Origin of the sequence: Kribbella polygonati, from assembly GCF_050320105.1 — a bacterium.
GTDB lineage: Bacteria > Actinomycetota > Actinomycetes > Propionibacteriales > Kribbellaceae > Kribbella.
Window position 1 is genome coordinate 5,989,974 of the sequence record NZ_CP190129.1, and the last position, 14,263, is coordinate 6,004,236.

Annotated in this window: 13 protein-coding genes; 4 read left to right on the plus strand and 9 right to left on the minus strand. The window is 70.3% G+C overall.

Going from position 1 to position 14,263, the window contains the following annotated elements; translation table 11 throughout:
• Window positions 1-36 precede the first annotated feature (36 nt).
• Window positions 37-1,455: an alpha/beta hydrolase gene (locus ACQHIV_RS28320; protein WP_427886714.1), complete on the minus strand. Its 1,419-nt coding sequence runs from the start codon at window positions 1,453-1,455 to the stop codon at window positions 37-39.
• An 85-nt stretch (window positions 1,456-1,540) separates the two neighbouring features.
• Window positions 1,541-1,903, minus strand: a complete 363-nt coding sequence (locus tag ACQHIV_RS28325; RefSeq protein ID WP_427886716.1) for a nuclear transport factor 2 family protein — start codon at window positions 1,901-1,903, stop codon at window positions 1,541-1,543.
• 125 nt (window positions 1,904-2,028) lie between these two features.
• Here ACQHIV_RS28325 and ACQHIV_RS28330 point away from each other — a divergent pair, with 125 nt between their 5' ends.
• Both ACQHIV_RS28330 and ACQHIV_RS28335 read left to right on the plus strand, forming a co-directional pair.
• Entirely contained in the window at window positions 2,029-2,823 is a 795-nt protein-coding gene (locus tag ACQHIV_RS28330) for a helix-turn-helix domain-containing protein (RefSeq protein WP_427886718.1), read from the plus strand.
• Window positions 2,820-3,323: a DinB family protein gene (locus ACQHIV_RS28335; RefSeq protein ID WP_427886720.1), complete on the plus strand. Its 504-nt coding sequence runs from the start codon at window positions 2,820-2,822 to the stop codon at window positions 3,321-3,323. The genes ACQHIV_RS28330 and ACQHIV_RS28335 overlap by 4 nt, the downstream gene beginning before the upstream one ends.
• A 38-nt stretch (window positions 3,324-3,361) precedes the next feature.
• Here the strand turns inward: ACQHIV_RS28335 and ACQHIV_RS28340 are convergent, their stop codons facing one another.
• The gene (locus tag ACQHIV_RS28340; RefSeq protein WP_427886722.1) at window positions 3,362-4,393 is read right to left on the minus strand and encodes a hypothetical protein; all 1,032 of its coding nucleotides are present in this window, start codon (window positions 4,391-4,393) and stop codon (window positions 3,362-3,364) included.
• Window positions 4,393-4,908 carry a SigE family RNA polymerase sigma factor gene (locus ACQHIV_RS28345; RefSeq protein WP_427886724.1) on the minus strand — a complete coding sequence of 172 codons (516 nt, stop codon included), beginning with the start codon at window positions 4,906-4,908 and terminating at the stop codon, window positions 4,393-4,395. Before ACQHIV_RS28345 ends, ACQHIV_RS28340 begins: the two co-directional genes overlap by 1 nt.
• Before the next feature lie 174 nt (window positions 4,909-5,082).
• On the opposite strand from ACQHIV_RS28345, the gene ACQHIV_RS28350 reads away from it, so the two are divergent.
• Entirely contained in the window at window positions 5,083-6,291 is a 1,209-nt protein-coding gene (locus ACQHIV_RS28350; protein ID WP_427886726.1) for a hypothetical protein, read from the plus strand.
• A gap of 2,125 nt (window positions 6,292-8,416) precedes the next feature.
• On the opposite strand, the gene ACQHIV_RS28355 is transcribed toward ACQHIV_RS28350, so the two are convergent.
• From ACQHIV_RS28355 to ACQHIV_RS28375, 5 genes are all read right to left on the minus strand, one after another.
• Window positions 8,417-8,968 carry a hypothetical protein gene (locus ACQHIV_RS28355; protein WP_427886728.1) on the minus strand — a complete coding sequence of 184 codons (552 nt, stop codon included), beginning with the start codon at window positions 8,966-8,968 and terminating at the stop codon, window positions 8,417-8,419.
• 151 nt (window positions 8,969-9,119) lie between these two features.
• A complete protein-coding gene (locus ACQHIV_RS28360; RefSeq protein ID WP_427886730.1) occupies window positions 9,120-9,644 on the minus strand; it encodes a SigE family RNA polymerase sigma factor in 525 nt (174 codons plus the stop codon).
• Window positions 9,645-9,665: 21 nt separating this feature from the next.
• Window positions 9,666-10,988, minus strand: coding sequence for a diguanylate cyclase (locus tag ACQHIV_RS28365; protein WP_427886732.1), 1,323 nt, complete (start codon window positions 10,986-10,988; stop codon window positions 9,666-9,668).
• 529 nt (window positions 10,989-11,517) lie between these two features.
• Window positions 11,518-13,044 (minus strand): helicase HerA-like domain-containing protein, encoded by a 1,527-nt coding sequence (locus ACQHIV_RS28370; protein ID WP_427886734.1) that lies wholly within the window; start codon window positions 13,042-13,044, stop codon window positions 11,518-11,520.
• Window positions 13,045-13,096: 52 nt separating this feature from the next.
• Complete coding sequence (locus ACQHIV_RS28375) at window positions 13,097-13,801, minus strand: L,D-transpeptidase family protein (RefSeq protein WP_427886736.1); 705 nt, start codon at window positions 13,799-13,801, stop codon at window positions 13,097-13,099.
• Between the two features lie 157 nt (window positions 13,802-13,958).
• Here ACQHIV_RS28375 and ACQHIV_RS28380 point away from each other — a divergent pair, with 157 nt between their 5' ends.
• Entirely contained in the window at window positions 13,959-14,252 is a 294-nt protein-coding gene (locus ACQHIV_RS28380; RefSeq protein WP_209697067.1) for a type II toxin-antitoxin system VapB family antitoxin, read from the plus strand.
• Window positions 14,253-14,263 lie beyond the last annotated feature (11 nt).

Below are 14,263 nucleotides of genomic sequence, written 5' to 3' on the forward strand. Positions count from 1 at the left end.
CCATGGTGCGCCCGCCACCAACACGGCGCGACCGAATTAGCAGCTGTCCGTAGGCATCTGTCCCTTCAGGAGGTACGTCGTGATCGCGTCGCGCGCGCACTGTGAGTTGAAGTACGCCGTGTGCCCGAACGTGTCGGCGGTGAGCAGTCGGCTGTTGTCGATCTGCCGCGCCAGGCTGCGGGCGTTGACGACCGGCGTCGACGGGTCGTGCAGCGTCGACGTGATCAGGATCGGCGGCGCACCGTGCACCGGCGTCGCCTGCCACGGATTGCTCGGCGGGATCGGCCAGCCGGCACAGGCGGCCGTGATCGCCCAGCCCTCGACCGCGGCACCGACGCGCGGCGCGACCGCCTTCGCCAGCGCGAGCCGGGCGCGCACATCGGCGTACCCACGCAGCTCACCTGGCAGGTCCATGCAGGACACCGCCGCGTACGCCGTCTCGGGATCGCCCACGTAGCTGATGTTCGCGACGTCGGTGCCGTCGCCCTTCGCCGCCTTCGCGAGCGCGGTCGCGAGCGCCGGCCAATTGTCCGACACCATTGATGTCAAGGGCAACAAACTCGGCAAGGCCATCCGGATCACGTCTCCGTTCACCGGGCCTCTCGGGCTTGGTAGCGGGGTCTTGTCGGCCTTCGCCACGGTCCGGTCCCAGACGGCGCCGACGTTCTGCCCGTGCAACGCGCAGGACGCCTCCTTCGAGCACCAGGCAGCGAACCGGTTGAAGCCGTCCTCCATCACCTTCGCCTCGTCCAGCATGAACTTCGCCGGATCCTGCTTGTGGTCGACGATCCCGTCGAGCACCATCCGGCCGACGCGTTGCGGGAACTGCTGCGCATACAGCGTGCCGAGATACGACCCGTACGACAGGCCGATGTAGTTGAACTTCGACTCGCCGAGCGCCGCCCGGATCGCGTCCATGTCGTGCGCGACCGTCCGGGCGTCGAGGTTCCGCATCAGGTCGCCGTGCTGCTTCAGGCACTGCTCACCCGTCGCCCGGCTCGACGCCACGAGAGCGTCGTACTGCGCCTTCGTCTTCGGGAACACCGGTACGCCGCGGCGCAGCACCGGGCCGCAGTCGAGCTGGCTGCTGCTCCCGGTCCCGCGCGGATCGAAGCTGACCAGGTCGTACCTGTCCCGGAACTGCGGCAGAACAGCATCCGCGAGCCCCGCCGCGAAGATCGACCCGCCCGCGCCACCGGGCCCACCCGGGTTGAAGAACAGCGCACCGAGCTTGTGTTTCTGATCCTTCGCCGGCACCTTCGCGACGAAGACCTTCGTGGTCGGACCGGACGGTCTCGACCAGTCCAGCGGCACGGTCAGCGTCGCGCACTGCTCGACCGCGCCGGGCCTACATTCCTTCCAGGACAGGGATTCCGCGGCCGCCGCCGTACCTGCCGGTACGACGGCGAACACCACGGCTCCGGCCATCGATGCCGCCGTCAACGATCTCCACATGCCCGCCAACCTATGCGGCAGCTCACCCGGATCACATCAACCGTTCGGCTAGTCCGGCGTCATCCCCCGGTCGCATACCCGGGTATCAGTGCGCCGGTGCGAAGTCGTGGAACCCGATCAGCTTCTGGATCTTGCCGTCGGCGTCCAGGACGACGACGTCGGTGCCGCCCGCCACCGGCTCCTGCCCCTCGGCCTGCAGGTGCCAGGTCCAGCGCAGGTAGCTGTGGTGCTCGTCGATGTCGCCGATCCGGACGAAGCTCAGCCCCGGGAACATGTGCTGCGCGGCGCCGACCAGCTTGTTCAGCTCGTCGTGTCCGGTGGTCTCGAAGCTCGGGTCCTGGAAGGTCGCGTCCGTGGTCCAGGTGGCCGCGATCAGCTCGGCCCGGCGGTCCGCATCGGCGGCGTTCCACATCGTGAAGTACTGGTCGGCGAGAGCCTTGGCGTTCATGGTGTTTCCTCCTTGGTCGGTTCTGCTGACCAGAACCTTGCCGCCACACCCGGCGTACCGTCGATGACGTCACAGGTAATGGAACTGTCTATGTCATCCAGGAGCGACCCGATAACGTCGGAGCTATGGCAGCGACGATCGAGGAGACCTTCCAGCGCCCGGTGGGGCAGCTCCTGCGCGGCTGGCGGGAACGCCGGCGGCTCAGTCAGCTCGAGCTGGCGAACCGGGTCGAGGTGTCCACGCGGCACGTGAGCTTCGTCGAGACCGGGCGGTCCAAGCCCAGTCGCGACATGGTGCTGCGGTTGGCCGAGCACCTCGACGTACCGCTCCGGGACCGCAACCAGCTGCTGCTGGCGGGCGGTTTCGCGCCGATCTACAGCGAGGCGTCGCTGCACTCGCCGGCGATGCTCGCGATCCGTACGACGCTGCGCCGCCTGCTCGAGGCCCACGCGCCGTACCCGGCACTCGTCGTCGACCGCTGGTGGAACATCGTCGAGGCGAACGCCGGGATCGCGATCTTCACCGCGGGCGTCGACGAGAAGTTGCTGCAGGCACCGGTCAACGCACTCCGGCTGACCCTGCACCCGGACGGCCTGGCCCGGCGGATCGGCAACCTCGCCGACGTCCGCGCCGCCGTACTGACCAGCCTGCAGCGGCAGGTCGCCAGTACGGCGGACCCCGAGCTGCAGGACCTGTACGACGAGCTCCGCGAGTACGCCGTCCACGACCAGCCGGCCGCGCCAGGCCCGACCGATGTCGTCGTACCGCTCGAACTCACCCACGACGGACGGGAGCTGTCCTTGCTGACCACGATCGCGACGTTCGGTACGCCGCTGGACGTGACCGTGTCGGAGCTGATGATCGAGTCCTTCTACCCAGCCGACGACGCCACCGCCGAGTACCTGCGGGCGCTGTCGTGAAGCCGGGCCGGGAGGTCTCGGACACGATCGAGCTGCACCTGCAGTACCTCGACCGGTACCGCGGGATCATCTCGGCGAAGCTGACCGGCCTGAGCGACGCCGACCTGCGCAGCAGCCGGCTTCCGTCGGGCTGGACGCCGCTGGAGCTGCTGAAGCACCTGATCTTCATGGAACGGCGCTGGCTGCGGTGGGGATTCACCGCCGAGCAGGTCGAGCACCCGTGGGGCGACTCTGCTGACAACCCGGACGGGCGCTGGACGCTCGCGCCGGAGGACACTCTTGACGGGCTGCTCGCTCAGCTGCACGCGGGTGGGGAGTTCACCCGCCAGGTGGTGAGCGGCCGGGATCCAGCCGAGAGTGCGTCGGCCGGGGGCCGTTTCGGGACCGACGACCGGCCGACGCTGAACTGGATCCTGTTTCACGTGCTGCAGGAATACGCCCGGCACGCGGGCCACCTGGACGTGGCCCGCGAACTCGTGGATGGTGCCACCGGCGAGTAGGCCTGCAGGGTTGACCTACTCGCCGGTGGCCGGGAGCCCTAGCGGCCGATGGAGGGGTGGCCGGTAGGGAACGACGTCGGGACGCCCGGGGTCGGGAAGCTGGGCTTTCCGGTCGGCGCCGGGATGGTCGGCTTGGACGGCAGCGTGGGCTTCGACGGCAGGGTCGGCTTCGCGGTCGGGACCGCCGGCGTACCCGGGTCGACCGTCACCTCGACACCGGCCGAGACCGAGGCCGACGGCTTCGGCAGCGACGGCTTGTCGGTGGGCTTGCCCGGGAGGGTCGGCTCAGGAAGCGACGGCTTCTCGGTCGGTACGCCGTGGACGCAGTCGGGGAGCTGCTGCGACGGGACCGCGGTCGGCTCCGGAAGCGTGGGCTTCGCGGGCAGCGACGGCTTGGTGGGCAGGTTCGGCTTGCCCGGCATCGTTGGCTTCCCCGGCAGGGTCGGCTTGCCTGGCAGGGTCGGCTTGGTCGTCGGCACGTTCGGCAGCGTGGGCTTGGTCGACGGGAGGGTCGGCTTCGGCGGGAGGGTCGGCTTGCCGGGGAGGGACGGCTTGCCGGGGAGCGTCGGCGTACCCGGCTTGCCCGGCAGGGACGGCTTGGACGGCAGCGTCGGCTTGCTCGGCAGCGTGGGGATCGCGGTCGGGAGGCTCGGCTTCGACGGCAGGCTCGGCTTGCCGGTCGGCAGGGTGGGCTTGGCCGGGACCGACGGCGGGGTGTTCGGGTCGATGGTCTTGTTCACCGACACCGTCACCTTCGGCAGCTGCGGCTTGGCCGGCTGCTGCGGCAGACAGGTCGGGTCGACCGTCGGCACCTTCGGGGTGTCGGTCGGGACCACGGCCGGCACCGGCGGCTTGCCGCCACCGGCCAGCAGGTTCTTCACCGGCGCCGGTCCACCCACCGCCGCGGACACCGTCGCAACGGTTCCGGCGAGGGCGGTGACACCCGCCGCGGCCAGCCCGCGGCGCAGCCAGGTGAGCCGCTTGCCGCGCCGCATCAGGTCGGCGGCGTTCGGCTGCCAGGGCTCCATCTCGTACGTGAGAGCGTCGCGTACTCGCTTCTCGTCACTCATCAGTTTCCTCCAACTCCGCTGTCGATCAGGTCGGGTGCCAGACGCAACTTGGCCAGCCCACGGGATGCCGTGCTCTTCACGGTCCCGGGTGCCATGCCGAGCAGCTCGGCGGTCTCGGCCTCGGAGAGATCCTGCGAGTAGCGCAGCGCGACCACGGCTCTTTCCCGGACGGTCAGACCACTCAGGGCCGAGAGCACGGCCTCCCTGGTCTGCACCTCCCCGGCGAAGTCCGCCACCGCTCGCTGGTCCCAATCGTTGAGCACCGGATCACTGGGTACTTCGTTGTTCCAGCGCCGGCGGGCCTGGCTGAGGAAGCGGTTCACCAGCACCCGGCGGACGAACCGCATCGGGTCGCCCTCCAGCCGGTGCCATTTCGGGTACGACCGCATCAACGCTTGCTGCACCAGGTCCTCGGCGGTGTGCCGATCTCCGCACAGCATCTCCGCGAAGCGGAGCAAGGGGGTCGACTGCGCCTGCACGAAGCGCTCGAAGTCGGCGTCCGCGGTCCGGGTCATCGAATCTCCTCAGCCTCAGCCTCTGTCACACCGGTCCAAACCCGGTGAGCGACCGATCGGGTTCTGTTTCGTCACCAACTCCTTCGAAGAAATTTATTGACGGGCTAGCCACAAGCGACGTTCATGAGTCACATTGGGTGAGCACACACCTTCACCGCCCCGGAGGTTCCGCCCATGCGTATCACTCGTACAAGCACGTCCGCAGCCTGTCTGACGGCTGCCGCGGCCATCCTTGCCGCGACCTTTACGCTGGCCTCACCCAGCACCGCGGCCCCGACCGCACCGGTCGCCGTCTCCGCCCGGCCGGCCGACTCGAGCAACGTGAAGCTCGACGGCAACCGGATCGTCCTCGGCGACGCTGCCGCCACGATCGGCGCCGCCGAGATCAAGCAGCGCTCCGGCCTGGCCGAGCTGACCCCGGTCCGGTTCGGTACGCCGACGTCCGCGGTGATCGTCGGGTACACGAGCGGCGTACCCGCCGGTTCGTCGGCCGAGGTCGACGTACGCGCGTGGGCGAACGACAGGTGGTCCGAGTGGACCGCCGCCAAGTCAGGTACGCCGACCGCGTTGCCGGCGGCAACTGACCGGGTACAGGTCCGGATCATCGTGCTGGCACCGCCGACCGGCGGGAAGCCGTGGGTCGGCGACGTCACCGTCCAGCCGACCGACAAGGCCGCCGCACCGCGGATGACGATCCAGGCCGCCCCGCTGAAGTCGCACGTGTTCGCCACCCGCGAGGGTCTGGTCGGCGGTACGACGGCCAACGGCCACGTGATCGCCAGCCGCGACCACTTCGTCGCGCTCCCGTCCCGGCGCGGCCTGGCCGGCAACGGATCCGGCACGTACTCCGTCAAGGTCTGCACGGCGACGCGCTGCGCCTTCGAGCCGGTGTGGGACGTCGGCCCGTGGAACACCAAGGACGACTACTGGAACCCGAGCGCGACCCGCGAAATGTGGAAGGACCTCGCCCAGGGCAAGCCGGAGGCGCAGGCGGCGTACCAGAACGGGTACAACGGCGGGAAGGACCAGTTCGGCCGTACGGTCGCGAACCCGGCCGGGATCGACCTTGCCGACGGCGTGTTCTGGGACGCGCTGAAGCTCGCCGACAACGGCTGGGTCGACGTCACCTACCTGTGGACCGGCGACGGCGGCCGCGGCACCGTCTCCATCTCGTCCGGCTACCTGAACGTCCGCAACGCCCCCAACTCGACCGGCGCCGTCGTCGGCATGGCCGGCAAGTCCGCCCAAGTCACCGTCGAATGCCAAACCACAGGCGAATCCGTCACCGGCTCCCAAGGCACCAGCAACGTCTGGCTCCGCGTAAACGCCGGCATGTACGTAGCCAAGGCCTGGGTAAACACCGGCACCTTCGGCACCTGCTGACCCCCGGGGCGCCCACACCAACCCTGCGGGCGCCCACCTGTCAGTCCCCACGCTCCCGACCAAGCATCCCCATCACGGCCACCGACCGCCCCGCGGCGACCGAGACACGGACCCCCACCCCATCACAATCCCCCACCACCCCGCCGTCCCCCGCACAACCACCCCCAGCCCCACCGATTGTGATGGCCTGCAGCTCCGCCCACCACCACTCACCACCCGCGCCCACACGCCTGCTATCCACCCAGCCGGCACCTACTTGGTGAGCGGTGGCGGTCCGGGCACCTACCACCTGCGAGAACACCCGCGAACGCGGCCGATCTGCAAACCCCCACGCCACCAAGACATCCAACACACAACCTGCACCCACCGGACCGCCACCACTCACCAACCGTCGCCAAGAAGCACGCACGCCTGCTGACCACACCGCCGCGCGCGTGGCACCTGCTTCGTGAGTGGTGGCCATCCGAGCACCTACCACCTGCAAGAACACCCGCAAGCGCGCCGGCTGCCCGCCAAACACCCACGCCACCAAGGCGGACAACACACAACCTCCTACACCAGCCGGACCGCCACCACTCACCAAACGACCACAACAGAGCAACCGCAGCCCCGCTTGCCCTCCAGCGAACCTGCGGCTGCCTGCTTGGTGAGTGGTGGGGGTCCGGGCTCGGCACCGCTCCAGACCCCTCGGCGGATAACGCGGCGCCGGCGTGTGTTGGCCCCGGCTCGGTGAGTGTCGGCCGTCAGGCCGACCGCCCACCGCCCACCGCTCACCGCCCACCGCCCACCGCCCACCGCACGGCGAGACCGCTGGTGTGATCGGGGTGCGGGCTGGCAGCTCGACTGGAGCCGGACCGCACGACACGGGCTCGGGTGGTTAGGCACCGCCTCTCGCGCCCGACACCCGATGGTCTGCTCGGGGTGCGGGTCGGGCGCTCGGTTGGAGGCGGCCCGCACGACGCGGGGGCGGGTGGGAGGGACTACTTGCCGCGTGGGGAGGCCGTTGGTGGGCGGGTGGGTTCGGGGGTGCGGGTCGGGGGCTCGGTGGGGGTGGGGCGCGGGGCGCGGGTTGGGGCGACGGTCGGCGGTTCGCTTGGCGTCGGGCGCGGGCCTGGGGTGCGCGTCGGCGGTTCGGTGGGGGTGGGGCGCGGACCGGGCGTACGGGTCGGCGGGGCCGAGGGCGATGCGGTCGGCGTACCAGAGGACTCGCAACTCGGCACCGCGCTCGGTACCGCACTCGGCGACACCGTCGGCGGGAGGGTCGGCGTTGCGACGCGGCGGGCGCTCGGGACGGCGCTCGGTGAGACGGTTGCCGTGGGCACCGTCCCGCGGGTTGGGCGGAGGCTCGGCGGCTGGGTCGGAGTCGCGACGTGGCGCGGGCTCACGGTGGGAGGCGGCGTCGGCCTGGGTACAGCGCGACGGGTCGGGCTTACCGTGGGCGGCTCCGTCGGCGGCAGTACGGCGCGACGGGTCGGACTCACTGTCGGCGGCTCAGCCGGGGTCGGACGGGCGCTCGGGGGCGTGATCGGAGGCGGGGTTGGGGTTGCGGCTCGGCGAGTTGGGCGAACGCTTGGAGGGATGGCTCGGGTTGGGGTTGCCACCGTGGGGGTCGGGATTGCTCGGCGGCTTGGGGTCGCCGAGGTGGGGGACGTGGTTGCGGTGGGGGTTACCCGAGTTGGCGCCGGGGGTGTCCAGCAGGTGGGCGTGGCGGAGGGGGTGGCATCGGTGGGGCTGGTGGTTGGTTGGGCTGGAGTGGCTACGGGACCACCCTGGACCACGGCGTCGGCGTCGGCGTTGTTGCTGCGAGCCATCGCCGTACCGCCGACAGCGACGCCGACCACCGCCGCGGCGGCGAGTCCACCGAGCACGATCCGGGTCGTACGCCGGTTCCGGCCTACCTCGTTCATTGTTGCCCTCCGCACCTATGTGATGTTCGGTCGGGCTGAAGGACGCCACCCGCATCCGAAATGGTTCCGCCCGCCGCCGAGTACGTCGTTCGCTCGGTTGGTGCCCCCCGGTCGGTGCGGGGCACCCAGTCGGCGCGGAGTACCCGGTCGGCACGGCGCACCCGGTTGGTGCGGTACACGCGGTTGTTCGGGGTGCTCGCTTAGTTCGAGGTGCGTGGTTAGTTCGGGGGGTGGGTGGGTGGGGTTGAGGGGGTGGGGCGGTGGCGGGAGGTGGGGGGTGTGGTCATGCTGGGCAGGCTGGTTGCGGGGCCGGTGGGGGTGGCGGTTGGGGCGTGGGTGGGTCTGTTGGTGCGGGCGCCGGGTGGGGTTGGGAGGTTGGTGGGGGTTGCTGGTGCGGCGCCGGTTCGGGTAGCGGTTGGGCGGACGGATGGTGGCTCGGTGGGCGGTACGGTCGGGGTCGGCTTGGGGGTGGTGGGTGGGGGCGTGGGGGTCGGGGTGGTCGGGGTGGTCGGGTGAGCGGGCACGGTGGACGGTGGGTTCGCGGGCTGCGGTACGTCGCCCCGCAGCGAACCGTTGCCCACAACACCCGCAAGCACGACCACCCCGGCAACAGCAACCGAAGCCGCCGCGGCAGCCGTCACCCGTCCGCGGAACCTCCGCCGCCGCGCCCCCGCGATCACCCGCGACGGATCGAGCGGCGCGATCGAATGGTCAGGCGCCAACGCAACCCGAAGCTCCTCCTCCACCACACTCCCCTGCTCGTCGGTCATCCCAACCCCCTTCCCACCATCACCCTCAAACCCCCACACACCACTCCCACCCCACCCAGCCCCAACCACAGGCAGCCCCGGGGGGTGCTGGTGTGTGAGTTGGCGTGCGGCGTTTGGGGCTTCCCGGGCAGGTCTGGGGGCAGGTTGTTGGTCATGGGCGGTCGCCTGCTTCGGTCAGTTCTGGGGAGGTGCGTAGTTTCAGGAGGGCTCGGGCGTTGGCGCTTTTGACTGTGCCGAGCGCGACGCCCAGGGTGGCAGCTGTTTCGCGTTCGGTGAGGTCTTCTACGTAGCGGAGTACGACGACGGCCCGTTCGCGGCGGCTCAGGGTTTGGAGGGCGGCTCGTACGGCGACTTGGTGGTTGATGCCGGTGCTCGGGTCGGACTCTGCTTCCAGGAACAGGTCGAGTTCGGCCGCGTCGCCGCTGGGGCGTTCCCGCCAGGGGCGGCGGCGTACCCAGGACAGGTGCAGGTTGACCACGGCCCGCCGGACGTACCCGAACGGGTCCGCCATCTCGATCTTGTCCCAGCGCAGGTACGCCTTCTCGAGCGCGGTCTGTACCAGGTCCTCGGCGAGGCCGGCGTCGCCGCAGAGCATCCGCGCGAAGTGCACCAACCGCGCGGATCTGGCCAGCACGAATGCCGTGAAGTCGTCGTCACGACTCCCCGTCGCCGCCATGCGCTCTCCGTCCTGCCGTCCTCACCTCACAGGACGCTGGGCAGGAGCCAAAGGTTCTGTCTGTTCCGGGAATTGGTGCAGGAGGACCGTGTCCGCGGCCAGCCGGACCCGGTTCCGCCCGGCGGCCTTCGCGGCGTACATCGTCCGGTCGGCGCGGAGGAGGAGGTCGTCGACGGCCGATCCGTCGTTCGGGTACACCGCGACGCCGATGCTCACGGTGAGCTGGAAGGTGTCCGGGTCCAGGTCCGGATCGTCGAGTACGCCGGCGCACATCGCGGCCAGCGGGCTGTTCGCGACCGCGTTGCGGAGCCGGTCCGCGGTCACCGTCGCCTCGTCGATACCGGTGTCCGGGAGCGCGATCACGAACTCCTCGCCGCCGAACCGGCCGATCACGTCCTTGGCCCGGATCGCGCTGCGCAGGATCGTCGCGACCGCCCGCAGCGCCTCGTCGCCGACCAGGTGGCCGTGCCGGTCGTTGACGAGCTTGAAGTGGTCGATGTCGATCAGCAGGACCGCCATCGGCTCGTGCTGGTTGCGCGCGGTGCGGAGCATCTGCTCGGTACGGCGACGCCACCAGTCGACCCTGGTCAGGCTGGTCTTCGGGTCGGTCTGCGCCTCGGTCTCCAGTTGACCGAGGAGCAGCGCGCGCTGCGCGGTCAGCGTGATCGGGATCGCCACGAACGCGAACCACGGAGTGACCAGGCAGGCGGCCGCGAGCAGGCAGCCGAGGGTGGCGGCGGTCGCGTCGGTGCACAGGTCGTCGAGGTCGCCGACGGTCTCGCGGCGGTTGCTGCCGGGGACGATCAGCGAGATCGCCAGGCCGCACAGCAGGGTGTCGGTGACGACGTACGCGAAGCCTCCGGCGGCCATCGAGACGACCAGGCCGAGGTCGCCGCCGCCGGTCAGGTGCCGCGCGGAGACGAACACCGCGTGCGCCGCGCCGACCGCGAGGACGCAGACCGCGGTCGAGAACGCCCAGCGGTACGGGATGCACTTGCCGGCGCGGATCCGCCACCAGATCCGGAGCAGTACGACGACCAGGATCGCCAGCGCGGGGTGGAGGACGACGGCCGCGGCGATCATCCAGGCCGGGGCGAGGTCCTTGTGGAGGGCGCCGCCGCGGCGCCGGCGGCTTTCCACCCGGCGGGCGCCCTCGACGGCGATCAGCGCGGAGACGGTGAGCGCGAACACGACGTCCAGGCCGCGCCAGCTGGGGCGGTCGGTGAACGCGTGTACGCCGTACCCGATGGCGCCGAGGTCGATGAGCACGACGAGCAGGAACGCCGGGACCGTCAGGGTCCAGAGCGCCCAGGTCCGGATCGCCTGCCTACTCTGTGCAACCATCACCTCACACGGTACGACGAGTGGGCGCCCAGGCCCAATCGGTCGCGGCGCGGTGCCGGATGACGAGTTGAGAACGATCGCCGCTACTTCAGGATTCAGTCGTTTGATCAACAATCAAACGAAGGTTTTCCCTTGCAAAACAGCAAAACACCTGCCCCTGCGGGGCGGGGCTGTGGGGCGCCAACCCAGCACTCGCGGTGCGGTAGGCCACCCTGCAGCAGGTGCAGCAGGTGCCTCGGCGGCAGGTGCAGCGGGGTGCCTCGGCGGCGGGTGCGGTGGATACGGCCGCAGCGGCGGGAAGCCGCCCCGTGTGAGGGCGCACCGCCGCTCCGGCGGCGGGCCGGCCGGCGGGGCAGACTCCGCGCAGGGGCCGGAGCCCAGGCCTTGGGTTGGTCGGCTGGGTCTGTCTCGCGTAGGGGCGGTCGTGAGGCCCGACCCGGGGGCGTGGGCCGGGGCGGTGGGGCCGGGAGCGGTGGGGCCGGGAGCGGTCGGCCTGTCCCGGGGGCGGAAGCCGCCCCCGGGGGGTCGGTTAGCGGCGGCGGGCGGCGCCGAAGAGGCCTCGGACTATTTCTTTGCCGGCGGAGCGGGCGAACTGTTTGAAGGCGGTGGAGCCGATCACCTGTTCGACCATCGACTTCTCGTGCTTCTGCGGTCGCGGCGCCGGCGCCTCTTCCTGCTGCTTCTCCGCCTCGGCCTGGGCCGCACCGGCCTGGACCTTCGCCGCGAGGATCTCGTACGCCGACTCGCGGTCGACCGCCTCCGAGTACTTCGCGTTGTTCGGCGAAGCCTGCACCGCCGCGGTCAGCTGCTCCGCCGTCGCGGGCGCCATCAGCGACTGCGGCGCCCGGAGCCGGGTCCACGCGACCGGGGTCGGTGCGCCGGACTCGTTCATCACGGTCACGATCGCCTCGCCGATGCCGAGCTGGGTGAGCACCTCGCCGAGGTCGTACGACGAACTCGGGAACGTCGACACGGTCGCCTTGAGCGCCTTCGCGTCGTTCGGGGTGTGTGCCCGGAGCTGGTGCTGCACCCGGGAGCCGAGCTGCGCGAGCACCGCGTCCGGCACGTCCTTCGGCGTCTGGGTCACGAAGAACACGCCGACGCCCTTCGACCGGATCAGCCGGACGGTCTGCGCGATCGAGTCCAGGAACGCCTTCGACGCGTCGTTGAACAGCAGGTGCGCCTCGTCGAAGAAGAACACCAGCTTCGGCTTGTCGACGTCGCCGACCTCGGGCAGGTCGTGGAACAGGTCCGCGAGCAGCCACATCAGGAAGGTGGAGAACAGCGCCGGCCGGTCCTGCAGGTTCGGCAGCTCGAGCAGCGAGATGACGCCCTTGCCGTCGCGCTGCTGCAGCAGGTCCGCGGTGTCGAACTCGGGCTCGCCGAAGAACGCCTCGGCACCCTGGTCGGCGAACCCGATCAGGGCCCGCAGGATGACGCCCGCGGTGGCCGCGGACAGCCCGCCGAGCTCCTTCAGGTCCTCCTTGCCCTCGTCCGAGGTGAGGTGCTGGATGACCGACCGCAGGTCCTTCAGGTCGAGCAGCGTCAGCCCGGCCTTGTCGGCGTAGTGGAAGATCAGCCCGAGCGACGACTCCTGCACGTCGTTCAGCCCGAGCACCTTGGACAGCAGCACCGGGCCGAACGAGGTGATCGTCGCGCGGATCGGGATGCCGGTCCCCTGCCCGCCGAGCGCGTAGAACTCGGTCGGGAACCCGCTCGCGGTCCACTCCTGGCCGATCGCCTTCATCCGGGCGAGCAGCTTGTCGCCGCCCGCTCCGGGCTGCGAGATCCCGGACAGGTCGCCCTTCACGTCGGCCGCGAACACCGCGACCCCGGCCGCCGACAGCTGCTCGGCCATCAGCTGCAGGGTCTTCGTCTTACCGGTACCGGTGGCACCCGCGACCAGACCGTGCCGGTTCATCATCCCGAGCGGGATCCGGACCGCCGCCTCCGGTTTCGGCTCGCCGTCGACCAGCAGCGCACCCAGCTCGAGAGCGGCTCCCTCGAACGCGTATCCCTGCTTGACGGTCTCGACGACGTCGGCTTTCTCGGCCATCTCAGCGTGCCTTTCCCCGGTTGACGGAAATAACCCGCTCGAATGTTAGACCTCAGCGCAGCACGATCACACGCGTCGGGGCCGCCGCGAACGACCAGATCGTCGCCGACATCGACGCCGAGACCCGGATGCAGCCGTGCGAGGCCCGGTAGTTGGTGCCGAGCAACCAGTCCGGGTGGATCTGCGCGCCGTTCGTCTTGTACGTCGGGACCTGGTGGAACCCGATCCCACACGGCGCGAACCGGACGAAGTTGTTCAGGTACAGCCGCGCGCCGTCGGTGTTCTGCCGGATCCGCGCCGCCTTGCCGCACCGGCTCCCGCTCAGGTAGCTGCCGGGCTTCAGGTACTGCGGGTTGTCGATCATCCCGCCCTGCCGCACGACCTTGCCCTGGGCATCGATCGCCCACAGCCAGTTCTGGGTCTGGCTGATCACGATCCGGCGCCCGCTCCCGGACCTGCCCGGTACCGCGCGGACGTCGCAGCGTTTCGCGGACGACCCCATCAGCCGGGTGTACGTCGTACCGCTGAGCAGCCCGGTCTGCCCGAGCGCGTTCGCGGACTGGAAGCGCGCGGTGGCGGCCTGGGTCATCGCGCCCGCCTGGCCGTAGACAGGTCCCGACGTACAGCCGAGCGCGTTCAGGCGGGCCTGAGCACCCTTCACCTGGGCCACCGTTCCGGCGTCGGCCGGCACCGCGGCTCCGAGGCCGACCGCCAGTACGGCCGCCGTGACGAGGCCGAGTTTGGGAAGAATTCGCATGACGTTAACCCCCGTTCAGGTGCCCGCCAGTGACGTGCACCGTCGTTGTCCGGGTCTGACGCCGTACTCCTCCGAAAGGTTGAAAAACGGCTGTTGACTGTTCCGGTGACATTCATGACCTCCTCGCGGGACCTGATCCCCGGCTAGACTCCGGGAGGTGATCTTCAAGCGCGTCGGGGACGATCGGCCGTACCCGGACCACGGACTGCGGCCCAAGGACTGGTCCGCCCTGCCTCCACGGCAGGTTCGGCTGGACGAACTCGTCACGACCAAGGGCACCTTGGACCTGACCGCGCTGCTGGACGAGGACTCGACGTTCTACGGCGACCTGTTCGCGCACGTCGTGGAGTGGAAGGGCGACATGTATCTGGAGGACGGCCTGCACCGCGCGCTGCGTGCGGCGCTGCAGCAGCGTCAGGTCCTCCACGCACGGGTACTGGTAGTGGACTGACCTATGGCTGC

Bases quoted from the DNA above. Each gene is read 5' to 3' on its own strand.
- ACQHIV_RS28325 (WP_427886716.1), bottom strand. From the start codon at position 1,903: ATGAACGCCAAGGCTCTCGCCGACCAGTACTTCACGATGTGGAACGCC.
- ACQHIV_RS28370 (WP_427886734.1), bottom strand. From the start codon at position 13,044: ATGGCCGAGAAAGCCGACGTCGTCGAGACCGTCAAGCAGGGATACGCG.
- ACQHIV_RS28355 (WP_427886728.1), bottom strand. From the start codon at position 8,968: ATGACCGACGAGCAGGGGAGTGTGGTGGAGGAGGAGCTTCGGGTTGCG.
- ACQHIV_RS28360 (WP_427886730.1), bottom strand. From the start codon at position 9,644: ATGGCGGCGACGGGGAGTCGTGACGACGACTTCACGGCATTCGTGCTG.
- ACQHIV_RS28365 (WP_427886732.1), bottom strand. From the start codon at position 10,988: ATGGTTGCACAGAGTAGGCAGGCGATCCGGACCTGGGCGCTCTGGACC.
- ACQHIV_RS28320 (WP_427886714.1), bottom strand. From the start codon at position 1,455: ATGTGGAGATCGTTGACGGCGGCATCGATGGCCGGAGCCGTGGTGTTC.
- ACQHIV_RS28350 (WP_427886726.1), top strand. From the start codon at position 5,083: ATGCGTATCACTCGTACAAGCACGTCCGCAGCCTGTCTGACGGCTGCC.
- ACQHIV_RS28375 (WP_427886736.1), bottom strand. From the start codon at position 13,801: ATGCGAATTCTTCCCAAACTCGGCCTCGTCACGGCGGCCGTACTGGCG.
- ACQHIV_RS28345 (WP_427886724.1), bottom strand. From the start codon at position 4,908: ATGACCCGGACCGCGGACGCCGACTTCGAGCGCTTCGTGCAGGCGCAG.
- ACQHIV_RS28340 (WP_427886722.1), bottom strand. From the start codon at position 4,393: ATGAGTGACGAGAAGCGAGTACGCGACGCTCTCACGTACGAGATGGAG.
- ACQHIV_RS28330 (WP_427886718.1), top strand. From the start codon at position 2,029: ATGGCAGCGACGATCGAGGAGACCTTCCAGCGCCCGGTGGGGCAGCTC.